The sequence below is a fragment of the Cupriavidus sp. FW305-3-2-15-C-LB2 genome (genome assembly GCF_058787575.1).
On the sequence record NZ_JBYSZW010000053.1, the window covers coordinates 1 to 22,121 of the forward strand.

Annotated in this window: 20 protein-coding genes and 1 riboswitch; of the genes, 7 read left to right on the top strand and 13 right to left on the bottom strand. The window is 67.4% G+C overall.

Annotated elements, in window-relative coordinates:
* The 6 genes from AC3WRR_RS28835 to thiC form a co-directional block, all read right to left on the bottom strand.
* On the bottom strand, positions 1-322 hold a 322-nt coding region (locus tag AC3WRR_RS28835; RefSeq protein WP_492298762.1), incomplete at its 3' end, for a GNAT family N-acetyltransferase.
* Between the two features lie 14 nt (positions 323-336).
* Positions 337-1,473 (bottom strand): thiamine phosphate synthase, encoded by a 1,137-nt coding sequence (locus AC3WRR_RS28840; protein WP_011614419.1) that lies wholly within the window; start codon positions 1,471-1,473, stop codon positions 337-339.
* Positions 1,470-2,306, bottom strand: a complete 837-nt coding sequence (locus AC3WRR_RS28845; RefSeq protein WP_010813326.1) for a thiazole synthase — start codon at positions 2,304-2,306, stop codon at positions 1,470-1,472. The genes AC3WRR_RS28840 and AC3WRR_RS28845 overlap by 4 nt, the downstream gene beginning before the upstream one ends.
* Before the next feature lie 3 nt (positions 2,307-2,309).
* Positions 2,310-2,507 carry a sulfur carrier protein ThiS gene (gene thiS, locus AC3WRR_RS28850; RefSeq protein WP_011614418.1) on the bottom strand — a complete coding sequence of 66 codons (198 nt, stop codon included), beginning with the start codon at positions 2,505-2,507 and terminating at the stop codon, positions 2,310-2,312.
* 12 nt (positions 2,508-2,519) lie between these two features.
* Positions 2,520-3,713, bottom strand: coding sequence for an FAD-dependent oxidoreductase (locus tag AC3WRR_RS28855; RefSeq protein WP_011614417.1), 1,194 nt, complete (start codon positions 3,711-3,713; stop codon positions 2,520-2,522).
* A gap of 136 nt (positions 3,714-3,849) precedes the next feature.
* Positions 3,850-5,730: a phosphomethylpyrimidine synthase ThiC gene (thiC, locus tag AC3WRR_RS28860; protein WP_010813323.1), complete on the bottom strand. Its 1,881-nt coding sequence runs from the start codon at positions 5,728-5,730 to the stop codon at positions 3,850-3,852.
* 100 nt (positions 5,731-5,830) lie between these two features.
* Positions 5,831-5,932, bottom strand: a riboswitch (TPP riboswitch).
* 198 nt (positions 5,933-6,130) lie between these two features.
* On the opposite strand from thiC, the gene AC3WRR_RS28865 reads away from it, so the two are divergent.
* Positions 6,131-7,792, top strand: coding sequence for an acyl-CoA dehydrogenase family protein (locus tag AC3WRR_RS28865; RefSeq protein ID WP_010813322.1), 1,662 nt, complete (start codon positions 6,131-6,133; stop codon positions 7,790-7,792).
* Positions 7,793-7,796: 4 nt separating this feature from the next.
* Here the strand turns inward: AC3WRR_RS28865 and AC3WRR_RS28870 are convergent, their stop codons facing one another.
* The gene (locus tag AC3WRR_RS28870; protein WP_492298764.1) at positions 7,797-9,476 is read right to left on the bottom strand and encodes a GMC family oxidoreductase; all 1,680 of its coding nucleotides are present in this window, start codon (positions 9,474-9,476) and stop codon (positions 7,797-7,799) included.
* A gap of 315 nt (positions 9,477-9,791) precedes the next feature.
* On the opposite strand from AC3WRR_RS28870, the gene AC3WRR_RS28875 reads away from it, so the two are divergent.
* Positions 9,792-11,195: a coniferyl aldehyde dehydrogenase gene (locus tag AC3WRR_RS28875; protein WP_492298766.1), complete on the top strand. Its 1,404-nt coding sequence runs from the start codon at positions 9,792-9,794 to the stop codon at positions 11,193-11,195.
* Here the strand turns inward: AC3WRR_RS28875 and kdoO are convergent, their stop codons facing one another.
* Both kdoO and metK read right to left on the bottom strand, forming a co-directional pair.
* On the bottom strand, positions 11,196-12,137 hold the full coding sequence (gene kdoO, locus AC3WRR_RS28880; RefSeq protein WP_011614413.1) for a Kdo hydroxylase KdoO: 942 nt from the start codon (positions 12,135-12,137) through the stop codon (positions 11,196-11,198). It lies immediately after the preceding gene.
* Between the two features lie 202 nt (positions 12,138-12,339).
* Positions 12,340-13,503: a methionine adenosyltransferase gene (gene metK, locus AC3WRR_RS28885; protein WP_010813318.1), complete on the bottom strand. Its 1,164-nt coding sequence runs from the start codon at positions 13,501-13,503 to the stop codon at positions 12,340-12,342.
* 331 nt (positions 13,504-13,834) lie between these two features.
* On the opposite strand from metK, the gene AC3WRR_RS28890 reads away from it, so the two are divergent.
* The 4 genes from AC3WRR_RS28890 to AC3WRR_RS28905 all read left to right on the top strand — a co-directional run bounded on the left by AC3WRR_RS28890 (position 13,835) and on the right by AC3WRR_RS28905 (position 17,447).
* On the top strand, positions 13,835-14,731 hold the full coding sequence (locus AC3WRR_RS28890) for a lysophospholipid acyltransferase family protein (protein ID WP_010813317.1): 897 nt from the start codon (positions 13,835-13,837) through the stop codon (positions 14,729-14,731).
* The gene (locus AC3WRR_RS28895; protein ID WP_492298768.1) at positions 14,728-15,621 is read left to right on the top strand and encodes a lipid A biosynthesis lauroyl acyltransferase; all 894 of its coding nucleotides are present in this window, start codon (positions 14,728-14,730) and stop codon (positions 15,619-15,621) included. The genes AC3WRR_RS28890 and AC3WRR_RS28895 overlap by 4 nt, the downstream gene beginning before the upstream one ends.
* Before the next feature lie 42 nt (positions 15,622-15,663).
* Positions 15,664-16,530, top strand: a complete 867-nt coding sequence (gene dapF / locus AC3WRR_RS28900) for a diaminopimelate epimerase (RefSeq protein ID WP_010813315.1) — start codon at positions 15,664-15,666, stop codon at positions 16,528-16,530.
* Between the two features lie 107 nt (positions 16,531-16,637).
* Complete coding sequence (locus AC3WRR_RS28905; RefSeq protein WP_010813314.1) at positions 16,638-17,447, top strand: polyphosphate kinase 2 family protein; 810 nt, start codon at positions 16,638-16,640, stop codon at positions 17,445-17,447.
* Between the two features lie 14 nt (positions 17,448-17,461).
* Here the strand turns inward: AC3WRR_RS28905 and AC3WRR_RS28910 are convergent, their stop codons facing one another.
* Complete coding sequence (locus AC3WRR_RS28910) at positions 17,462-18,736, bottom strand: patatin-like phospholipase family protein (protein ID WP_492298771.1); 1,275 nt, start codon at positions 18,734-18,736, stop codon at positions 17,462-17,464.
* Positions 18,737-18,897: 161 nt separating this feature from the next.
* Entirely contained in the window at positions 18,898-19,584 is a 687-nt protein-coding gene (pyrE, locus tag AC3WRR_RS28915; protein ID WP_492298773.1) for an orotate phosphoribosyltransferase, read from the bottom strand.
* A 27-nt stretch (positions 19,585-19,611) separates the two neighbouring features.
* Between pyrE and AC3WRR_RS28920 the strand changes: the two genes are divergently transcribed.
* The gene (locus tag AC3WRR_RS28920) at positions 19,612-20,388 is read left to right on the top strand and encodes an exodeoxyribonuclease III (protein ID WP_011614408.1); all 777 of its coding nucleotides are present in this window, start codon (positions 19,612-19,614) and stop codon (positions 20,386-20,388) included.
* 9 nt (positions 20,389-20,397) lie between these two features.
* Here AC3WRR_RS28920 and AC3WRR_RS28925 read toward each other — a convergent pair whose 3' ends face one another.
* Together AC3WRR_RS28925 and AC3WRR_RS28930 are read right to left on the bottom strand one after the other, a co-directional pair.
* A complete protein-coding gene (locus AC3WRR_RS28925; protein ID WP_010813310.1) occupies positions 20,398-20,799 on the bottom strand; it encodes a type II toxin-antitoxin system MqsA family antitoxin in 402 nt (133 codons plus the stop codon).
* Positions 20,800-20,830: 31 nt separating this feature from the next.
* Entirely contained in the window at positions 20,831-21,127 is a 297-nt protein-coding gene (locus AC3WRR_RS28930; protein ID WP_010813309.1) for a type II toxin-antitoxin system MqsR family toxin, read from the bottom strand.
* Positions 21,128-22,121: the final 994 nt, after the last annotated feature.

Sequence of the window (22,121 nt, forward strand, 5' to 3'; positions counted from 1 at the left end):
GCGCCCAGCCCTGCACCGCCCCTACCAGCGCCCGCCCAATGCCGCGGCGCCCGTGGTCGGGGTGCACATCCATTTCATCGAGGTAGGCGCACTCGCCGTTGCGGCTGGCCAGCGCAAAGCCGGCCAGTTCCCCATCGCGCTCGGCTACCCACAGGCGCGCTTCGCGCTGCGCGGCGGCCAGCACCGGCTCGGGCGTGCTGACCAGGCGCAGCAGTGCCGGCAGGTCCGTATCAGGGAAGAGCGCCGCGGCGGCCAGTTCGATATCGGCCAGGCGCGGCACCTCGTCCGCCGCTGCCAGGCGGATGTGCGCAGCAGCAGCCATGGCTGGCTCCGCGCTCAGGCAGCCGGGAACAGGCTGATCAGTTGGGCCACCGCGGCCGGCACGTCGTCAGCCTCGGTCACCGCGCGCACCACGGCGGCACTGCCGACGCCCACCGCCAGCACCTCGCGCATATTGGCCGCGTTGACGCCGCCGATGCCCACCAGCGACGGGATCACCGGCTGCATCAGCTTCACGTAGGCGCGGAAGCGGCCCATGCCCTGCGGCTGGGTCGGCATCACCTTGGTGGTGGTCGGGAAGATCGCGCCCAGCGCCAGGTAGCTGGGGCGGATCGCGGCCACGCGCAGCATCTCGGCATAGCCATGGGTGGAGACACCCAGGCGCAGGCCCGAAGCGCGGATCGCATCGAGGTCGGCATCGTCCAGGTCTTCCTGGCCAAGGTGGATGCCGTAGATGCCGCTCTGATCGCCGCCGTTGGCGGCGCGGTAGTCGATCGCGGCCTGCCAGTGGTCGTTGACGAACAGGCGCGAAGACGAGCCCTGCGTGGCCTTCGCCGCGCGTGCGATCTCGGCGCGCACCGCGGCCGGGTCTTCGGACTTGAAGCGCAGCTGCACCGTCGGTACGTTCAGTGGCGCCAGGCGCTCGATCCATTCGGCGCTTGGCACCACCACGTACAGGCCCAGCGCGGGGCACGGCGCGAACGGCGCCGCGGCCTGCTCGGGTGCCACCAGGGCGGCGTGCCGTACATGCGGGAAGCGGGCAAAGTCAGACGGCCAGTCGGCCGAGCCCGGCTCCCAGGCGCGCGCCAGGCACAGCGCGTCGTGCGCGGGGAAATGCAGCGCCAGGCTGGCCAGCAGCACCGCGACGAAGGCGGGCGAATGCGGCTGGTCGGTGTCGGCGGCGACGGAGAAGACCCACGTGCCCATCGGCGAGCGCACGGTGTCGATCCACTGGCCGCCCTCGCGATCGCTCTCGATCAGCGTGGCGCCCGCGGCGGCGACGCGCGCGATCGTGCCTGCGTCGGCTTCGCCGTCGAACAGCAGCACGTCGTGGGCGCCGGGTTGCGCGGGCGCGTCGGCCAGGCGCCAGGCCTGCCACGGCTTGTCATCGACGCCGAAGGTCTCGCCATAGTGTTCCAGCACCGCCTGGCGCAGCGGGCCGTCGCTGGCGGCATGCACGGCGCGGCGGGTCATGCGCGCTGCTCCGTGCTGTCGGCGTGCCAGAACGGCATGCCGACCACCGGGGTGCTGGCCTGCGCCACCTCGCGCTCGGGCATCGGCCCGGCCAGGTAGGCGGTGCGGCCGGCCTCAACGGCCTGCGCAAAGGCGCGCGCCATATTGACCGGGTAGGCGGCCTGCGCCACCGCGGTATTGAGCAGCACGCCGTCGTAGCCCCACTCCAGCACCTGCGCCGCATGCGACGGCAGGCCCAGGCCGGCATCGACGATCAGCGGCGTGTCGGGCAGGCGCTCGCGCAGCACGCGCATCGCGTGCGGGTTGACCGCGCCGCGGCCGGTGCCGATCGGCGCGGCCCATGGCATCAGCGCCTGGCAGCCCACGTCGAGCAGGCGGCGGCACAGCACCAGGTCCTCGGTGCAGTACGGCAGCACCTTGAAGCCTTCCTTGATCAGGGTCTCGGCCACGGCCGGCAGGTTCAGCGTATCGGGTTGCAGCGTGTAGTCGTCGCCGATCAGCTCCAGCTTGATCCACGGTGTTTCGAAGACCTCGCGCGCCATCATCGCAGTGGTGATCACTTCCTGCGCGGTGAAGCAGCCGGCGGTATTGGGCAGCACCGGCACGTCCAGCGCCTTGAGCATCTGCCAGAAGGCCTGGCCGCCCTCGCCGGCGCCGACCGCGCCCTGGCGGCGCAGCGCAACGGTGATCATGGCGGGCCTGGAGGCCTGCACGGCCGCCTCCAGCGTGGCCGGCGACGGGTAGCGAGCAGTGCCCAGCAGCAGGCGCGAGCCGAACGACTCGCCATACAGCACGAACGGGTCGCGCAAGGTTTCGGAAGGTTCGAATGTCATGGGTCAGCCTCCCGTCACGGGTTGCACGAGGTCGATGCGGTCGCCGGCCGCAAGAATGGTGTTGGCGTGGGCGCCGCGCGGCACGAACTGGCCGTTGACCGCCGCGGCAAAGGGGGGCGCGATCTGCGCCGCGCTCACCGCGTCCGCCAGCGTGGCGGAATCGGCAAGGGCGAGCGGTCGGCCGTTGAGCAGGATTTCCATGTCAGTCATGCGTTAGTGCAGCAGCCCGCCGGGTGCGGCCATGGTAGCGGCAGCGGGCGCTTCGGTCACGGCTTCGATCATGCCAGGCCAGCGCAGCGCGGCCGGCACGGCATGGGCCGCGGGATCGCCCTTGAGCAGCGCGCCAACCACCGCGCACGCGGCCTCGGTCACCGCCGGCGCAATCAGAAAGCCATGCCGGTACAAGCCGTTGACGCGCACCACGCGCGCGCGCTGGTCCACGCGGATCGCCGGCAGGTGGTCGGGCCGCGTCGGGCGCCGCTGCACGTTCAGTTCCAGCACGCGGGCCTCGCCGAAGGCGGGATGCAGTGAATGCGCCGCCGACAGCAGCTCCAGCGCGGAACGCACGCTCATGGGCGAATCATCCTCGCTTTCCAGCTCGGTGGCACCGATCACGTACAGGTCGTTGGGCTTGGGCGCGATATAGATCGGGTAGCGCGGATGCAGCAGCCGCACCGGCCGATGCAGCCTGACGTCGGGCGCATGCACGCGCACCACTTCGCCGCGCAGGCCGCGCAGGCCCGGCTTGTCGCCGCCCGGCTGTGCGGGCCAGGCCGAGCGCGCGCCCAGGCCGCGGCAATCCAGCACCACGTCGGCACGGATGCCGAGCTTGGGCAGCGATTCGGCATCGACCTCGCCAGCCTCCCAGACGCAATGCACGCCTTCGCTGACCGCGCACGACAACAGCGCGCGCAGCGCGCCACGGTTGTCGAGCTGGCCTTCGCCGGCCAGCAGCAGGCCCTGCGGGAAGCGGCCCGCCAGCGCGGGCTCGACTTCGCCCACGCCCTTGCCGTCCAGCGCGCGCAGCCGCTGCGACACCAGTTCGGGCGGCGCCACCGCGCGCACGCGGCTGGTGAACAGCGACATCTCGGCACGGTCGCGCGCATGCCAGACCACCAGCGTGCCGTCCTCCTGGAAGAAGACCGGCTCAGGCAATTCGGCCAGCCACGCGCGCCACAGGTCGACACTGGCGATGCCCAGGTCGACGATGCGGCGCTCGGCGATGGCCGATTCCGCCAGCGGCGCCAGCATGGCCGCGGCCACATAGGCGGCCGAGCCCGCGCCGTCCGGACCGGCCCGCTCCACCAGCGCCACGCGGGCGCCGCTGCGTACCAGTTGCCAGGCGGCCAGGCGCCCGGCAAGACCGGCCCCGAGAATGGCGACGTCAAACGACTGCACTGCTGTCATGAGGGGTGTTGTGCCGGACGGGGCGTGCGGCCGCGCCGGCCTCCTTGTTGTCGGTGCCGCCGCGCGAGGCGCTGCGCGGCGGCGAAACACGAGCGGGCATGGATGCGAAGCCATGCCCGTACTGCCAGTCACTGCATCACGAGTAGATCTTGCTGCCCTTCTTCAGGAACTCGATCGACTTCTCTTCCATGCCCTGCTGCGCTTCCTTGGGCAGCGACGCCGCGTAGTCGCGCACTTCCTGCGTGATCTTCATCGAGCAGAACTTCGGCCCGCACATCGAGCAGAAGTGGGCGATCTTGGCGCCCTCGGCCGGCAGCGTGGCGTCGTGGTACGAACGCGCGCGTTCCGGGTCGAGGCCCAGGTTGAACTGGTCTTCCCAGCGGAACTCGAAGCGTGCCTTGGACAGCGCGTTGTCGCGCAGCTGCGCGCCGGGCCAGCCCTTGGCAAGGTCGGCAGCGTGGGCCGCGATCTTGTAGGTGATGATGCCTTCGCGCACGTCTTCCTTGTCCGGCAGGCCAAGGTGCTCCTTGGGCGTGACGTAACACAGCATGGCGGTGCCCATCCAGCCGATATTGGCCGCGCCGATGCCGCTGGTGATGTGGTCGTAGCCGGGGGCGATGTCCGTCACCAGCGGTCCCAGGGTGTAGAACGGCGCCTCGTAGCAATGCTTGAGCTCTTCGTCCATGTTGGCCTGGATGCGCTGCAGCGGCACGTGGCCCGGGCCTTCGATCATCACCTGCACGTCGTGCTTCCATGCCTTGGCGGTCAGTTCGCCCAGTGTGCGCAGTTCGCCGAACTGGGCGTCGTCGTTCGAGTCGGCGATGCAGCCCGGACGCAGGCCGTCGCCGAGGCTGAACGACACGTCATAGGCCTTCATGATTTCGCAGATCTCGTCGAAGTGCGTGTACAGGAAGTTTTCCTTGTGGTGTGCCAGGCACCACTTGGCCATGATCGAACCACCGCGCGAAACGATGCCCGTGACGCGGTCGGCGGTCAGCGGCACGTAGCGCAGCAGCACGCCTGCGTGAATGGTGAAGTAGTCCACGCCCTGCTCGGCCTGCTCGATCAGCGTGTCGCGGAACATCTCCCAGGTCAGGTCCTCGGCGATGCCGCCGGTCTTGTCCAGCGCCTGGTAGATCGGCACCGTGCCGATCGGGACCGGCGAGTTGCGCAGGATCCATTCGCGGGTTTCGTGGATGTGCTTGCCGGTGGACAGGTCCATGATGGTGTCGGCGCCCCAGCGGATCGACCACACCATCTTTTCCACTTCCTCGGCCAGCGACGAGGTCACCGCCGAGTTGCCCAGGTTGCCGTTGATCTTGACGCGGAAATTGCGCCCGATCGCCATCGGCTCCAGTTCGGTGTGGTTGATGTTGGCGGGAATGATGGCGCGGCCCGAGGCGATTTCCTGGCGCACGAATTCCGGCGTGATGTCTTCCGGACGCAGCGGCAGGCCGGCGCCCAGCGCATTGCCGGGATGCTGGCGCAGCAGCGCCTTGTAGTCGGGCTTGTCGTACAGCGCCTGCAGGTTCAGCGATTCGCGCAGCGCCACATACTCCATTTCAGGCGTGATGATGCCCTTGCGCGCATAGTGCATCTGCGACACGTTGGCACCGGCCTTGGCACGGCGCGGATTGGTCAGCTGGGCAAAGCGCAGGTGTGCGGTGGCGGGGTCGTTGGCACGGTCGCGTCCGTATTCCGACGACAGGCCCGGCAGCACTTCGGTGTCGCCACGCTCTTCGATCCACTTGGCGCGCACGGCGGGCAGGCCGGCCTTCAGGTCGATATGCACGTCCGGATCGCTGTACGGGCCCGAGGTGTCGTACACCGGGATCGGCGGATTCTGCATCTCGCCCTTGTCGGTGCGCGTCGACGTTTGCAGGATGGTGCGCAGCGGTACGCGGATATCGGGGCGGCTGCCCGTCAGGTAGGTCTTGCTGGAAGCCGGGTAGGCGAATTTCTGGTCGAGGTCGCTTTCGAGCGATTCGAAGGATGCAGCGGGGGCAGTACGGGCCATGGGTGTCGTCCTCTCTCTTGCGGGGTGGACGAAACCAGGAGCCTTGTGAGCGCTGCCCGGGGCCTGAGGCCTGAGGCGGCGAGTCCCGGAGGGACTGGAGACTTGGTCTTGTGAAACTTCCCACGCCGGTACTAGCCGGATCGGGTTCGAAGGGACTCTCTCAGCCGCACGGCCCATCCGTACGGCACCCCTGTTTCATCCAACGGGGTGAATTTAAGCACAAGGTGCCGGTGGGCGCCAGTGCCAGTTCCCTGCCGTTTGTGGTGCCACACCTGTTCGAAAAGGTATCGAATCGCGCATGCTGCAGCGCAATAATCACTCACAAGGGGACAACCGCGCACTCAAACGCCGGCGACGTGCTCTACCATGCAGTAAGACGCGTCCATCTTCCGATCCCGCCATGACCGAAGCTGCCACCCACCGCGTGTTCAACCAGGTGCCCGATCTCGCGCACTACAACCTGTTCGCCACCGATCCGGCGCTGCGCGGCGCGCTGGAACGGCTGGGAGGCGGCTGGCACGCCGGCACGCTGGGCCAGTTCGGCGCGCGCCTGGGCGAGCCGGAAGTCCAGCAATGGGCAGCCGATGCCAACCGCCACACGCCCGAGCTGCACACACACAGCCGCACCGGCGAGCGCATCGACGCCGTGGATTTCCACCCGAGCTGGCACGCGCTGCTGGCCCTGTTGCGCAGCCAGCAGCTGCAGGCCCTGCCCTTCGCGCAGCCGCGCGCGGGCGCATGGGTGGCGCGCACCGCCGGCTACTTCCTGCAGGCGCAGGTGGAATCCGGCTCGCTGTGCCCGCCGACCATGACCTTCGCCAGCATCCCGGTGCTGCGCAAGGAAACCGCATTGTTTGCCGAGCTTGAGCCGCGGTTGTATGCGACCGAACACGATGCGCGCGACCTGCCGTGGCGCAGCAAGAGCGCGATCATGATCGGCATGGGCATGACCGAGAAACAGGGCGGCTCGGACGTGCGCGCCAACACCACCGTGGCGCGCGCGGTGCGCGGCGAGGGCCGCGGCGCGGAATACGCGCTGACCGGGCACAAGTGGTTCTTCTCCGCGCCGATGTGCGATGCGCACCTGGTGGTCGCGCGCATGGGCGCCGAAGACGGCCCGCTGTCGTGCTTCTTCGTGCCGCGCTTTCGCGACGACGGCAGCAAGAACGCGGTGCTGATCCAGCGGCTCAAGGACAAGCTAGGCAACCGCTCCAATTCCAGCAGCGAGGTGGAGTTCCGCGACGCCACCGGCATCCTGATCGGCGAGGAAGGCCGCGGCATCCCGACCATCATCGAGATGGCCACCAGCACGCGGCTGGACTGCGTGATCGGCAGTGCCGCGATCCTGCGCGCCGCCTTTGTGCAGGCGCTGCACCATGCGCGCCACCGCAGCGCCTTCGGGCGCCTGCTGGCCGACCAGCCGCTGATGCGCAATGTGCTGGCCGACCTGGCGCTGGAATCCGAAGCGGCCACGCTGCTGATGATGGAACTGGGCCACGCCTTCGAGCACGCTGACGATGATCCGCTCGCGGCGTCGTGGAAGCGCGTGGTCACCCCCGCGGCCAAATTCTGGGTCTGCAAGCGCACGCTGGAAGCCACCGGCGAAGCCATGGAAGTCTGGGGCGGCAACGGCTACGTGGAAGAAGGCCCGATGGCGCGGCTGTACCGCGAGGCGCCGGTCAACTCGATCTGGGAAGGCTCGGGCAACATCATGTGCCTGGACGTGCTGCGCGCGATCCAGCGCAATCCCGACGATGCCGCGCGCTTGCTGCAAGACCTGTCGCGCCGCGCCGGCGGCCATCCGGCGGTGCGCGCGGAACTGGCATCGCTGCAGGCGCTGCTGCGCCAGCCGCCGGAATTGCTGGAAGCCAGCGCCCGACGCTTTGCGCAGGGGTTGGTGCTGACCGCACAGGCCGCGCTGATGCTGGCGCATGCCGATACCGAGAATGCCGAGCTGTTCGTCGCCAGCCGGCTGGGACGGCAGCACGGGCGCGTGTTCGGCACCCTGGATGCGGATGCCGACGTGCTCAAGCGGGTGTTCTCGCGCGGCTTCGAAGGCTAGCGATTCAAGCCTCCATCGATTCCAGCACCCGCAGCATCACGCGCGGCGCATAGCGGATCAGGTCATGCGCGCGCTCGCCGATCATGATCGCGGGCGCATTGATGTTGCCGCCGACCAGGGTCGGCATCACCGATGCATCGACCACGCGCAAACCCTCGACGCCGCGCACGCGCAGTTGCGGGTCCACCACCGCCATCGCATCCATGCCCATGCGGCAGGTGCCCACCGGGTGGTAGATGGTGTCGGCATGCTCGCGGATCATCTCGCGCACGGCAGCGTCGTCGCTGCCATCGGCACGCAGGCCGGCGGAATAGAGTTCGCGCCCGCCGAAGCCGGCCAGTTGCGGCTGCGCAAAGATGCTGCGCACGATGCGAACGCCGGCGACCATGTCGTCCAGGTCGCGCGCATCGCTCAGGTATTGCGGGTCGATCAGCGGCGCGCGCCGGATATCGTGCGAGGCCAGCCGCACCTCGCCGCGGCTGCGCGGGCGCAGCACGCAGACATGGCAGGAATAGCCGTGGCCGAAGTTCAGCCGGCGCATGTGGTCATCGGCCATGCCGACCACGAAATGCAGCTGCAGGTCGGGCTCGGGCAGGTCCGGGCGGCTGCGCAGGAAGCCGCCTGCCTCGGCGAAGTTGCTTGACATCATGCCGGTGCGTTCGCGCCGGTAGCGCAGCATTTCAGGCACCAGCCGCGCCAGGCCGCCGAACGACACGCCGAACAATTCAGGCACGGCCACGCGCTTGTGCAGCACGATGTCCAGGTGGTCCTGCAGGTTGGCGCCCACGCCGGGCAGGTCATGCACGACGGCGATGCCATGTTCGCGCAAGTGCGCGGCGGGGCCGACGCCCGACACCATCAGCAGCTGCGGCGAGCCGAACGTGCCCGCGCACACGATCACGTCGCGGCGCGCGCGCAGCAGTTGCCGGCGGCCCTCGCGCACCACCTGCACCCCGGCCGCATGGCGGCCTTCGAAGACTATGCGCAGCGCCTGCGTATCGGTCAGCACCCGCAGGTGCGCGCGGCCGCCATTGCAGGCCCGGTCGCGCTTGTTGCCACCGTGCAGGTAGGCACGCGCCGCGTTCCAGCGCTCGCCCGCGTGCTGCGTGACCTGGTACCAGCCCACGCCCTCCTGTTCTTCGCCGTTGAAATCGTCGTTGCGCGGGAAGCCCGCCTGCTGCGCGGCCTCGATGAAGCGTTCGGCAAAGGGGTTGGGGGTGCGCAGGTCGCTCACGTGCAACGGCCCGTTGCCGCCGTGCAGCGGGTCGTCGTCGCTGCCGGCCAGGCGTTCATTGCACTCGGCGCGGCGGAAGTACGGCAGCACGTCGTCCCACGACCAGCCGTCGCAGCCGGCGGCGGCCCACGCGTCATAATCGGCGGCGCGGCCGCGCGTGTAGATCATGGCGTTGATCGAGGAACTGCCGCCCAGCCCGCGCCCGCACGGCTGGTAGCCGCGGCGGCCGTTCAGGCCTGGCTGCGGCACGGTTTCATAGCCATAGTTGCGTGCCCCCGCGCGCGGCAGCAGCGCGGCAAGCGCCGCGGGTGTGCGTACCAGCACATGGTGATCGTGGTGCCCGGCCTCGACCAGGGCAATGGTGTCGTCGCCGCTGTCGGCAAGCCGCCCCGCCAGCGCACAGCCCGCCGAGCCCGCGCCGACGATGACGTAGTCAAAGGTGGTTTCCATCTGTCTCCCCGCGAGTCCGCAGGCGGCGCGCGTGCGTGAGCCGGGCCGCGCCGGTGCATGCGCGCCCTGTCCGTCCAGCGGATGGCAAGCTGTGAGATTCAGTGTAGGCGCTAGCCCGGACGGTGGAGAAGCCCGGTGGCGCGGGCCGCCGGCGCTGCGCAGACGGGCGTTTGAATTGCCCTTCTGGTAGGAAACTTCCATTGCCATGGCTGGCACGCTACCTTATCGTGCGCGGGAACACGCGGACCGCTGCAGCGCCACTCGCCGCGATCCACATCCACTTTCCCCGCACGTCCCTTGCCCAGGAGCGCAGCAATGCGAGAAGTCCCCGACCTGTCGTCCGTCTTTGGCGCCATGCACGCCGCGTCGCGGCGCGACCAGCTGCCCGCCTGGGCCGTGCGCGCCGACCGCCTGCAGCGCCTGCGCCGGCTGGTGACAGAGAACGAGGCTGCCATTGCCGCCGCCATTCACGCGGACTTCACCAACCGGCCGCGGCAGGAAACTGCGCTGCTGGAGGTATTCCCGAGCCTCGGCGGCATCGACGACGCGCTGCGCCACGGCAAGCGCTGGATGCGCGTGCGCCGCGCCGCCACCGGCTTCTGGTTCCGCCCGGGCCGCTCGCGGCTGGTGCCGCAGCCGCTGGGAGTGGTGGGCATCGTGGTGCCCTGGAACTATCCGCTGTACCTGACGGTGGGGCCGCTGGCCGGCGCGCTGGCGGCGGGCAACCGCGCCATGGTGAAGCTGTCGGAATACACGCCGCGCTTTGCGGCCTTGTTCGCGCAACTGGTGCCGCAGCACTTTGCGCCGGACGAGATCATGGTGGTCAATGGCGATGCCGAGGTGGCGAGCGCCTTTACCGCGCTGCCCTTCGACCACCTGCTGTTCACCGGCTCGACCGCGGTCGGCCACCATGTGATGCGCGCGGCGGCCGCCAACCTGACCCCGGTGACGCTGGAACTCGGCGGCAAATCGCCGGCGATTATCGGCGCCGGCGCTGACCTGCCGCGTGCGGTGGAACGCATCCTGGTGGGCAAGCTGATGAACGCGGGCCAGACCTGCATCGCGCCAGACTACGTGCTGGTGCCGGAAGACCTGCGCGGGCAGCTGGTGGAGGCGGCACGCGGGTGCGTTGACCGGCTCTATCCGGACCTGGCGCGCAACCGGGACTACACCAGCATCATCAGCCCGCGCCACTTCGCGCGGCTGGCGGCGCTGGTGGACGAAGCCGCGGCGCAAGGCGCGACCGTGGTGCCGCTGTCCGATGCGCAGCCGGACGCGCACGCGCGGCGCCTGCCACCGGTGCTGCTGCTGGATGTGCCCGAAGGCGTCACGGCGATGCGCGAGGAGATCTTCGGGCCGGTACTGCCCGTGGTGACGTACCGCACCCTGGACGAGGCGGTGGACTACATCAATGCGCGCCCGCGGCCGCTGGCGCTATACCTGTTCGAGCGCGACCGCGGCGCCATCGGCCATGTGATGAAGCAGACCGTTGCCGGCGGCGTCACGGTCAACGACACCCTGTTCCATATCGCCCAGGACGGCCTGCCCTTCGGCGGGGTCGGCGCCAGCGGCATGGGCGCCTATCACGGCCAGGCGGGCTTCGACACCTTCTCCAAGGTGAAGCCGGTGTTCCACCAGGCCGGCCTGAACGGCGCAGGACTGCTCAAGCCGCCTTACGGCAAGACCTTCGAAACCATGTTGCGCCTGCTTCTGCGTTGATCAGGACACCAGCATCGGCCGCCCGAGCATGCGCGACAGCACCGCCTCGGGCGAGTGGGTGTGGTCGGAAATCGCCTGCGGCGCCAGGTAGATGGTCTGCTCCATCATCGCCCGTCCGCGCATGGCCGCGTGCAGCAGCTGGTCGCTGAAGACGATCCAGGTGGACCCCGGCGGGAAGTGGAATTCCTGCTGCGGCACCTTGGCCTGGTAATCCAGGTCGGCCTTGGCCAAGTCATGCAGCTGCAGCATGCGGTGGTCATATTCCGAGCGCTTGCGCTTGGTGATATGCAGCAGCTTCATCAGCGCCGCCTGCCCCGGCCACATGCCATGGGTCTTGGGCACGAACTTCTGCGCAAAATCGCCGAACGGCTCGCCCACGCGCCACACGCGCGCCGCGGCCGGGTCGATGTTGTGGAACACGCGCAACAGGCGCTTGCCCAGCATCGGGTTGGACGGGAACGAGTCCACGTGCAGGCGGGTGTCGTCCTTGCGCCAGCTGACCGGGCGCCCGGCGATCTCGCTGGGCCGCAGCGAGGTGCCGGCGCGCGTCATGTGCGGGATGTATTCAGGGAACAGCGTGCGCACCAGCAATTCGCTGTTGTCGGCGTAGCGGCGGATCAGCGTGTACAGGTCCGCCAGGTCCTGCGGACTGCCCTGGGCGCCGCGCACCGCGGTGTCGTCGGCGCGCAGGTTGATGTTCTTGGACTTGCCGTCGGAATAGCGGCTGTCAAGGAAGCGCTCTTCGCCCGGCTGGAAGCGGAAATTCAGGTTCGGGAAGTACAGCACGGCGCCCTGCTCCAGCTCGCGGCGCAGCGTGGCGCGTTCTTCGGCCGTGACCTGCGGCGCCCAGTCGGCATATGGCTGCGGGCGGATCAGGTTGAGCTGGCCGGCGGCGGGCGGCTGGGTTGAGGTCGAGGGGGCAAGGACAGGCGCTTCGGACATGGCATCCTCTGGAAACGGTCACCAGTGTTTGGGGTCGGCCGCCGGCGTGGCGGCTGGGGATGGCGGGATTTTACTCCCTGCCGTCAGCCGTGGCGCCGGCGTCACGCGGCGACTGGACCAGGATCAAGCCCGCGTAAAAAAACCCCGCGGGCCCTTGCGGGCCGGCGGGGCTTGCCGTCAGTGCTGCTGGCGCGGGTGGCGCTTACAGGCCGGCCGCGGCGCGCAGGGCAGCCGCCTTGTCGGTGGCTTCCCAAGAGAATTCCGGCTCTTCGCGGCCGAAGTGGCCGTAGGCGGCAGTCTTCTCGTAGATCGGGCGCAGCAGGTCCAGCATCTGCACGATGCCCTTCGGGCGCAGGTCGAAGTGCTCCTGCACCAGCTCGGCGATCTTGGCGTCGGGGATCTTGCCGGTGCCTTCGGTGTAGACCGTCACGTTGATCGGGCGGGCCACGCCGATGGCGTAGCTGACCTGCACCTGGCACTGGCGCGCCAGGCCCGAAGCCACCACGTTCTTGGCAACGTAGCGCGCGGCGTAGGCGGCCGAGCGGTCGACCTTGGACGGGTCCTTGCCCGAGAACGCGCCGCCACCGTGCGGCGAGGCGCCGCCGTAGGTATCGACGATGATCTTGCGCCCGGTCAGGCCGCAGTCGCCCTGCGGGCCGCCAATGACGAAGCGCCCGGTCGGGTTCACCAGGTACTTGGTTTCCTTCAGCATCTCGGCCGGCAGCACCGGCTTGATGATTTCCTCGATCACGGCTTCGCGGATCTGGGCCTGGGTGATGTCCGGCGAATGCTGGGTCGACAGCACCACGGTATCCACGCTGTGCGGCTTGCCGTCGACATAACGCACCGTCACCTGCGACTTGGCGTCCGGGCGCAGCCAGGGCAGGCGGCCGTCGCGGCGCAGCAGCGACTGGCGCTCGACCAGGCGGTGGGCGTAGTAGATCGGGAACGGCATCAGTTCCGGGGTCTCGTCGCAGGCGTAGCCGAACATCAGGCCCTGGTCGCCGGCACCCTGGTTCAGGTAGTCGTCGGAGGCGCGGTCCACGCCTTGGGCGATGTCGGGCGATTGCTTGTCATAGGCGACCAGCACCGCGCAGCCCTTGTAGTCGATGCCGTAATCGGTGTTGTCGTAGCCGATGCGCTTGATCGTGTCGCGCGCGATCTGGATATAGTCGACGTTGGCAGTCGTGGTGATTTCCCCAGCCAGCACCACCAGACCGGTGTTGCAAAGCGTCTCGGCCGCCACACGCGCGTACTTGTCCTGGGCCAGGATGGCGTCGAGGACGGCGTCGGAAATCTGGTCGGCGACCTTATCGGGATGGCCTTCGGAGACGGATTCCGAAGTAAAAAGGAAGTCGTTTGCCACGAACTTATTCTCCAAGTTGGCTATTGCGTGCCAGCCCGATCAGTTCATGGCGGCGACGCTTTAGCGGTATTTCAAGCAGCCCGGTTAGAGCCGCATCGCCCCGCAAGTTGTCAGTTAACTCGGCGATACACGCTATTATACGCGCCTGCCGGGCTCGTTGCAGCGCGCCAACGGTACGGTACGGCACCCTGCCAACCAGCCGGGGGCACCGTGCCCAGATGAATCCGATGACGGCACGCTGCGCGCGGAACTGAATACCGCCATAGAAAAAACGCTGCCTGCCCGTCTGTTCCCCGGCACAGACCCGTAGCAGACCCGCTTTTCGCGCCTGATGACCTTTTTATTCTGGCTGATCTCCCGTTTTCCCCTGCGGCTGCTGCAAGCCGCGGGCGGCGCGCTCGGACTGCTGAGCGCGCGCCTGCCCGGCCGCTACGGCCAGCGCCTGCGGGAGAACTTCCGCCAGGCGTTTCCCGACGCCACCGATGCGATGATCGACGAAGCGGCCCGTTCGGCCGGACGCATGATCGTCGAGATGCCCTACTTCTGGAGCCGCAGCAAGATCGGTGCGAAGCTGCATGGCTTTGACGACTACCTGTGGCCCGAGCTGGGCAAGCTGCAGGCGCGCGGCAAGGGCATCATCATCCTGACCCCGCACCTGGGCTGCTTTGAAGTGCTGCCGCAGTCCCACGCGCTGCAGCGCCCGGTCACCGCCCTGTTCAAGCCGCCGCACCAGCCCTGGCTGCGCGACTGGATCGAAAAAATGCGCACCCGGCCCGGCATGCACATGGCGCCGGCCACGCCGCGCGGTGTGCGCATGCTGGTCAAGGCACTCAAGCGCGGCCAGGCGGTGGGCATCCTGCCCGACCAGGTGCCCAGCGGCGGCGAGGGCAACTGGGCGCCGTTCTTCGGCAAGCCGGCCTATACCATGGCACTGGTGCACCGGCTGCAGCAGCTGACCGGCGCGCCGGTGGTGGCGGTCTTTGCCGAGCGCCTGCCGCGCGGCGCCGGCTATCGCGGCCACCTGCGCGTGATCAACGACGGCGGCATGCTGCCGGACGATCCTGCCGCCGCTGCCGCGGTCATCAACCGGACTATCGAGGAACTGGTGGGCCTGTGCCCCACGCAGTACCTGTGGGCTTACAACCGCTACAAGCAACCCGCCGGAGCGGGTACCCCGGACGCGCCGGGCAATGATACCGAGCCGGCCACTGATCGATCGATTTCATGAGCCGTGTGTTCACGTGGCTTGGCATCGGCTTGCTGACGGTGCTGGGCAAGCTGCCATATCCGTTCGTCGCGCGCTTCGGCGAGGCGCTGGGAAGCCTGCTCTACCTGGTGCCGAGCGAGCGGCGCCGCGTGGTGCAGGCCAACCTGCGCCTGTGTTTCCCGGACCGGACCGAGGCCGAAATCGATGAACTGTCGCGGCAGAGCTTCCGCATCCTGTTCCGCAGCTTTGCCGAACGCGGCATCTTCTGGACCGGCAGTGAGGCGCAGATGCGCCGCTGGGTGCAGATCGACGACCAGGCCGGCCTGGTGGCCCTGGATGGCACCCCGCATATCCTGGTGACGCTGCACCTGTCGGGCGTGGAAGCCGGTGCGATCCGACTCACCATCGACCTGCGCGAGCATCTCGGCCGCTCCGGCGCATCGCTCTATACCAGGCAGAAGAACGACCTGTTCGACCACTTCCTGAAGCACGCGCGCGGGCGCTTCGGCGCCAACATGATCTCGCGCAACGACAGCGCGCGCGACATCCTGCGCTGCCTGAAGAAGGGCCAGGCCCTGCAGCTGATCGCCGACATGGATTTCGGCGAGCGCGACTCGGAGTTCGTGCCGTTCTTCGGCGTGCAGGCGCTGACACTGACCTCGGTATCGCGGCTGGCGCGCCTGACCGGGGCCAAGGTCGTGCCGATCTACACCGAGATGCTGCCCGACTACCAGGGCTATGTGCTGCGCATCCTGCCGCCCTGGGAAGACTACCCCGGCGCAAGCGTCACCGACGACACGCGCCGCATGAATGCCTTCTTCGAGGACTGCATCCGCCCGCGCGTACCCGAGTACTACTGGGTGCACAAGCGCTTCAAGCACCGCCTGCCGGGCGAGCCCGAGATCTACTGAGCGCGCCGGCACGTCCGGCGCCGCGCAGCTACAATCCCCACCATGAAACTCCAGTTCACCAAGATGCACGGCGCGGGCAACGACTTTGTCGTGCTCGACGGCATCCACCAGCAGATCGACCTGACCCCGGCGCAATGGCGTGCGCTGGCCAGCCGGCATTTCGGCGTTGGCGCTGACCAGATCCTGATCGTTGAAAAGCCGTCCCGCCCCGATGTCGACTTCCGCTACCGGATCGTCAATGCCGATGGCAGCGAGGTGGAGCACTGCGGCAACGGCGCGCGCTGCTTTGTGCGTTTTGTCACCGACAAGGGCATGACCGACAAGCGCTCGGTGCGCGTCGAAGTGATGAACGGCGTCATTACCCTGACGCTGCAGGACGACGGCCAGGTCACGGTGGACATGGGTGCGCCCGAACTGGAACCGGCGCGCGTGCCGTTCCGTGCGGAAGGCCTGCCCACCCGCGCGGAAGGCGCGGACACGCTGTACGGCCTGGAGGTCAACGGCCGCACCGAATGGATCTCGGCGGTATCGATGGGCAATCCGCACGCGGTGCAGGTGGTGGACGACGTGGAGAACTTCCCGGTGCTGCAGGACGGCCCGGTGGTGGAGCACCATGCCGCCTTCCCCAACCGCGTCAATGCCGGCTTCATGCAGGTGCAGGACCGCCATGCCATCCGGCTGCGCGTCTACGAACGCGGTGCCGGCGAAACCCTGGCCTGCGGCACCGGCGCCTGCGCGGCCGTGGTGGCCGGCATCCGGCGCGGCCTGCTGGACTCGCCGGTGCGGGTGCATACCCACGGCGGCGATCTGACCATTGCCTGGGACGGCGGCGCGGAACCGGTGCGCATGACCGGCCCGGCCACCACCGTGTTTGAAGGCAGCATTGACCTGGCAGCCCTGCCGGCCTGACCATAGGGGCTGTGCGCCCCTGTCCACACGCCCCGCATTCCTTGCCGCGGAGCCCCGGCCGGGGCGCTCATTCCCTTGATCTTGCTGGTCAGACCGATGGAGCGCCCATGCCGCTGGACGATTTCCGCATTACCTCAGGCAAGCGTTTTCGCCTTGCCGACTTCGACCCGGGCAGCAAGCCGCTGTCGTGCGGCAAGAAAGAAGAAGACCTGGCCCGCATCATCGAGCTGAGCAACGCCCTCGACGCGCAGCAGGATATCTTTTACGCCGAGCACCGGCGCAGGCTGCTGGTGGTGCTGCAGGGCATGGATACCAGCGGCAAGGACGGCACCGTGCGCGGCGTGTTCCGCAGCTTCGATCCGCTGGGCATCCGCGTGGTGGGCTTCAAGTCCCCGTCGCCGGAGGAACTGGCGCGCGACTTTCTATGGCGCATCCACCTGCAGGTTCCGAAGACGGGCGAGATCGTGGTCTTCAACCGCAGCCACTATGAAGACGTACTGATCACGCGCGTGCACAACTGGATCGACGCCGCCGAGTGCGAGCGGCGCTTCCGCCAGATCCGGGACTTCGAGTCGATGCTGACCGAGACCGGCACCACCATCGTCAAGTGCTTCCTGCACATATCCCGCGACGAGCAGAAGGCACGGCTCGAAGCGCGCCTGGCGGATCCGGAGAAACACTGGAAGTTCGACACCAACGACCTCGCCGAGCGCAAGCACTGGAAGGCCTACATGGACGCCTACGAGGCTGCCATCATGGCGACCAGCACGCCCGAATGCCCGTGGTACGTGGTGCCGGCCGACTCCAAGACACACCGCAACCTGATGGTGGCGGAGATCCTGACCAGGGTCTTCGAGGACCTGAAGCCGGCCTACCCGCCCGCCCGGCCGGAACTGGCCAGTACCAAGGTCGACTGAGCCGCCCGGCCGCCTCAGCCACCGTTGCCGCGGTGCACGTCGTGCGTGACGAAGGGGTGCTCGCGGCTGGGCATCGCCAGCCATTGCGGGTGGCGCAGGGTCTGGCGGATATCGTCCAGCCCGCTGGTCCAGTGCTCATGCATGGTGAGCGCGCCGAACTGGTAGTCCTTGGCCAGGTTCTCGAACGACTTGTCGCGGTAGATCAGCTGGATTACGTTGCGGCGCGCGTCGCAGGCCTGCTCCGCCGCGCGGCGGTACCAGGCGTTGTCGTGCTTTGACGGCGGCACCAGCGCCATCACCTCGTTGAGCATGCGGCGCATGTTCTGCTGCTCGCGCATGTAGTCGGTAATGGCCCGCGTGCGGCTGGAGTACTGGATGTCCTTCTGGCGCTCGGCCACGTCGACCAGGTCGTGCGGCAGCTTGCCGCGCGCGCTCCACAGGTCGACCTGGAAAATCAGCGCGTCGCGCCGCGGCTGCGCCGTCAGCACCTCGGCCAGCGGCGTGTTCGATACCAGCCCGCCATCCCAGTAGTACTCGCCATCGATCTCCACCGCCGGAAAGCCCGGCGGCAGCGCGCCCGAGGCCATGAAATGCTCGGGGCAGAGCTTGTCGCGGGTATTGTCGAAGTAGGCGAAATTGCCGGTGCGCACATTGACCGCCCCCACCGAGACGCGCATCAGGTCGGGGCGGTGGTTGATCAGGTCGAAGTCGGCAAAACGCTCGAGCGTCGCCTTCAGCGGCGTGGTGTCGTAGAAGCTGACATGGCTCGGGTCCGAGTAGCGCGACATCAGCTCCGGCCAGCCGCGCGGCTGGAAGAAGCCACGCTGGCCTTCCAGCATGGCACGCGCTGCATGCAGGCCATCGAACCAGATCCGCATTGGCTCGGGCCAGCCTTCGGCATGGTCGGCGAACCAGGAATGCGACAGGCTGGGCAGCCACGGCTGCGCGCAGATGTACTCCCAGAAGGCGCGCAGTTGTTCCACGCGGCGCCGGGGCGGATTGCCGGCGATGATGGCGGCGTTGAGCGCACCGATCGAGATGCCGGCAACCCAGTTCGGGTAGATGCCGCCCTCGGCAAGGCCCTGGTACACGCCGGCCTGGTAGGCCCCGAGCGCGCCGCCGCCCTGCAGCACCAGCGCGCGCACGGCATAGGCCTCGTGCGCCGGCCGGTCCGGGGCCTTGGCGGCCCGGCGCACCGGCTTGCGCGGCTGCACCTGCGCGCCGCGTTCGGCCAGGGAATCGGCATTGGCGCCGCTTTCAGCTTTGGCCTGCGTTGGCTGCCGTGCCATCTGCCGTGCCGTCTTTTCCTGCCACTCTTGCGGCACTTGCCGTACTTGCCGCTCCTGCCGTTCTTTTTCCGCCACGCCGCGCTCCTGCCGATTGGAAAGTCCGCCTGCCCGCCAGATGCTTAACGGGCGCCGCTTGGCGGCGCCCCTTGCCATCAACGGTTTCAGACGCCGTAGCGCTGACGATAGGCCGCCACCGCCTCGCGCGAGGCCGACAGCGCGGGGTCCTGCGACGCATCGAGGTAAGCCAGCAGGTCCTTCAGGCTGGCGATGGTGATCACCGGGATGCCATACTCACGCTGCACGTCCTGCACGGCGGAATGGGTGCCGACCTGCTCGGCGGTACCGCTCTTCTCCATGCGATCCAGTGCGATCAGCACCGCGGCCGGCTCGGCGCCGGCGGCGCGGATCATGTTTACCGATTCGCGCACCGAGGTACCGGCGGAGATCACGTCGTCGACGATGACCACCTTGCCCTGCAGCTTGGCCCCGACCAGCGTGCCGCCTTCGCCGTGGTCCTTGGCTTCCTTGCGGTTGTAGGCGAAGCCGACGTCACGTCCCATGCCAGCCAGCGCCACCGCGGTGGCCGACGCCAGCGTGATGCCCTTGTAGGCCGGCCCGAACAGCACGTCGAACTGCACGCCCGAGGCCAGCAGCGTTTTGGCATAGAATTGCGCCACCTCGCCCAGCATCGCACCCTGGTTGAACAGGCCGGCATTGAAGAAGTAAGGCGACTTGCGGCCGGCCTTGGTGACGAACTCGCCAAACGACAGCACACCCGCATCGAGCGCAAAGCGGATAAAGGTCTGGCTGAGATCGGCACCCGCGGGCGGTTTCTGCTGCGTCATCATTTCTCTCTGAATTCAAAATTTCCCCGAATGTTACGGATTATCAGCGCCAACCTCAACGGCATCCGCTCCGCGTCGAAGAAGGGCTTTTTCGACTGGATGGGCAAGCAGGACGCGGACATGGTCTGCGTGCAGGAACTGAAGGCCCAGGAGGCCGACATGACCGAAGCGTTCCTGGCGCCACATGGCTACCATGGTTTTTTCCATTACGCCGAGAAGAAGGGCTACAGCGGCGTGGGCCTGTACACGCGGCACAAGCCGGAGCGGGTGGTCACCGGCTTCGGTAATTCCGAGTTCGACAGCGAGGGCCGCTACGTCGAAGTGCAGTATCCGCACCTGGCAGTGATCTCGGTCTACGTGCCGTCGGGTTCCAGCGGCGAGGAACGCCAGCTTGCCAAGTTCCGCTTCATGGAAGCGTTCCTGCCGCACCTGTTGCAACTCAAGGCGAGCGGGCGCGAGATCGTGCTGTGCGGCGACGTCAACATCGCGCACAAGGAAATCGACATCAAGAATTGGAAGGGCAACCTGAAGAACTCAGGCTTCCTGCCGGAGGAGCGCGCCTGGATCGGCGAACTGTTCGACGTCCATGGCTATGTGGACGTGTTCCGCAAGCTGGATCCGCGCCCCGAGCAGTACACGTGGTGGAGCAACCGCGGCCAGGCCTATGCCAAGAACGTGGGATGGCGGATCGATTACCACCTGGCCACGCCGAAGATCGCCGATACCGCGCGGCTTTGCTCGATCTACAAGGACGAGAAGTTCAGCGACCACGCGCCGCTGTCGATCGATTACGACTATCCGCTCTGAGCGCAGCCATCAGGCCGCCCGGACCTCCTCAAGCAGTTCCGGGTGGCGGTCCAGCAGCCTGAGCAGTTTTACCAGCGCAAGCGGCGGCTTGGTCCGGCCAGTCTCGTAGCGCGAGAATGCATTGACCCCGCCGCCGAAGATCTCTGCGGCTTCGCGCTGGTCGAGGTGGAGTTTCTTGCGGACTTGCATGATGTAAGTCGGATCGACAAGCGAGGCGTTGACTTGCTTGTTGAAGGCGAGCGCCAGCGGTCCGATCCGCTCTTCCTCTTCCTGGCCCAGCACACCTTCTCCACACTGAGCACACCAGTCGGCAAGGACCGCTTCGATTACCGTGGACTCGCCACGGTAGGTATAGACAAAGTCTTTCCGCCCCCTTTCGAGTTCGGCGCCTCCACATACTGGGCATCGCATAGACAGCTCCTCTGGCAAGGCGGCGCACGCGCTAGCGCGCCTTGAACGACACAATCAGGACTTCCTCGGTCACTGTCAGCTTCAGGTATATCGCTCCATACGATGTGCATGGGCGATACACATCCTGCCAGACGGTATGGTCGACGTAGGTCGTCATGCTTTTGTAGAAGTCGGCGGGCTGGATCCTGGCGACTACATCAAGGACGTCGCCGCGGGCGAGACACATGTTCCTGGCGCCCTGGAACGCTGCCATCGTCAAGCTGACCCGCCCTGCCGCAATCAACTCCCGGACCCGCCACAGCGGGTAATGCGCCGTTCCCTTCCCCATGCAAATTAACCTACTTGGTTAGAAGCTGCAAGCCGCGAACTGTGCCAAATCGCAATAATCCAATCCGTACAAACCCCTGCGACCGGCCCCCATCCCCGCTACAATGCAGGTTCCCGTGCGACACGCACTTCGTGTCCGGCAGCTCTACGTTAAGAGCATCGACCTCTGTTGAGACAAGGAGAAGGCTTTGGCCTGAACCGTCCAATCTCAACCATTTCTTGCTTTGACAAGCCCGGCCGCAAGGCTGGAGCGAGTCCATGTGTTGTGGGAAGGCCAGCGTATCGGTCAACTCGCAGCTTGCTATTTGCTGGATGGATTTCCAGCCATTGCCCAAAGGTGGGGACGCTCGCCTTTGGGCAGATTCCCTATAAACGCCCCTCCAAGGAGGGTGCGGGCGGACGTGCGACGGCTGTTTTTGTTGCGCAAAAGCCACATAGCATTTAAACCGATCCAGCAGGATCGGCGCTACGCCTTTGGGACGGAGACATGAGCCCGCAAGGGCCCCTCTTCCGTCAAGCGCCTGCCGACATGGCGGCACTCAAGTAATGAAGTGAGGTTTCCCCGGAGCGTATAGCTCTGCGCGTTATGGTTCGGTCGAGTACGCCCGCGAGGGTGCCTCGATAGAGAACCTGTCATGCGACTGACAGTAGCCTAGGGAGACATGCGTCGCTGGTAACGGCGGGGTATGAAGCTCTCCTGACAACGTAGCCCCCGCAAGGGTGCGTCCCTATCGTGAGATAGGGGCGTAGAGACTCCGAGCAGCAATGGGGTCGAGGAGCCAGGCTGACTGGTATGGGTAATGTAAGTGAACTGCTGTTAAACACCGTGAGCATTGCTGTGCCAAAGCTGCTGATAGGCACTAACCAAAAGGTACGTGGTCGGATATTCCGCTGAGAACTCGGGATACGTCGTCAACAGACCACCGGTGGAGAGGCAGGCCCTAACCCGGTCTTGTAACGCGCAGGGAACGTGGTAAGCCCGTATGGCTGCCGGA

Bases quoted from the DNA above. Each gene is read 5' to 3' on its own strand.
- AC3WRR_RS28840 (WP_011614419.1), bottom strand. From the start codon at position 1,473: ATGACCCGCCGCGCCGTGCATGCCGCCAGCGACGGCCCGCTGCGCCAG.
- AC3WRR_RS28845 (WP_010813326.1), bottom strand. From the start codon at position 2,306: ATGACATTCGAACCTTCCGAAACCTTGCGCGACCCGTTCGTGCTGTAT.
- thiS (WP_011614418.1), bottom strand. From the start codon at position 2,507: ATGGAAATCCTGCTCAACGGCCGACCGCTCGCCCTTGCCGATTCCGCC.
- AC3WRR_RS28855 (WP_011614417.1), bottom strand. From the start codon at position 3,713: ATGACAGCAGTGCAGTCGTTTGACGTCGCCATTCTCGGGGCCGGTCTT.
- thiC (WP_010813323.1), bottom strand. From the start codon at position 5,730: ATGGCCCGTACTGCCCCCGCTGCATCCTTCGAATCGCTCGAAAGCGAC.
- AC3WRR_RS28865 (WP_010813322.1), top strand. From the start codon at position 6,131: ATGACCGAAGCTGCCACCCACCGCGTGTTCAACCAGGTGCCCGATCTC.
- AC3WRR_RS28870 (WP_492298764.1), bottom strand. From the start codon at position 9,476: ATGGAAACCACCTTTGACTACGTCATCGTCGGCGCGGGCTCGGCGGGC.
- AC3WRR_RS28875 (WP_492298766.1), top strand. From the start codon at position 9,792: ATGCGAGAAGTCCCCGACCTGTCGTCCGTCTTTGGCGCCATGCACGCC.
- kdoO (WP_011614413.1), bottom strand. From the start codon at position 12,137: ATGTCCGAAGCGCCTGTCCTTGCCCCCTCGACCTCAACCCAGCCGCCC.
- AC3WRR_RS28890 (WP_010813317.1), top strand. From the start codon at position 13,835: ATGACCTTTTTATTCTGGCTGATCTCCCGTTTTCCCCTGCGGCTGCTG.
- AC3WRR_RS28895 (WP_492298768.1), top strand. From the start codon at position 14,728: ATGAGCCGTGTGTTCACGTGGCTTGGCATCGGCTTGCTGACGGTGCTG.
- dapF (WP_010813315.1), top strand. From the start codon at position 15,664: ATGAAACTCCAGTTCACCAAGATGCACGGCGCGGGCAACGACTTTGTC.
- AC3WRR_RS28905 (WP_010813314.1), top strand. From the start codon at position 16,638: ATGCCGCTGGACGATTTCCGCATTACCTCAGGCAAGCGTTTTCGCCTT.
- AC3WRR_RS28910 (WP_492298771.1), bottom strand. From the start codon at position 18,736: ATGGCACGGCAGCCAACGCAGGCCAAAGCTGAAAGCGGCGCCAATGCC.
- pyrE (WP_492298773.1), bottom strand. From the start codon at position 19,584: ATGATGACGCAGCAGAAACCGCCCGCGGGTGCCGATCTCAGCCAGACC.
- AC3WRR_RS28920 (WP_011614408.1), top strand. From the start codon at position 19,612: ATGTTACGGATTATCAGCGCCAACCTCAACGGCATCCGCTCCGCGTCG.
- AC3WRR_RS28925 (WP_010813310.1), bottom strand. From the start codon at position 20,799: ATGCGATGCCCAGTATGTGGAGGCGCCGAACTCGAAAGGGGGCGGAAA.
- AC3WRR_RS28930 (WP_010813309.1), bottom strand. From the start codon at position 21,127: ATGGGGAAGGGAACGGCGCATTACCCGCTGTGGCGGGTCCGGGAGTTG.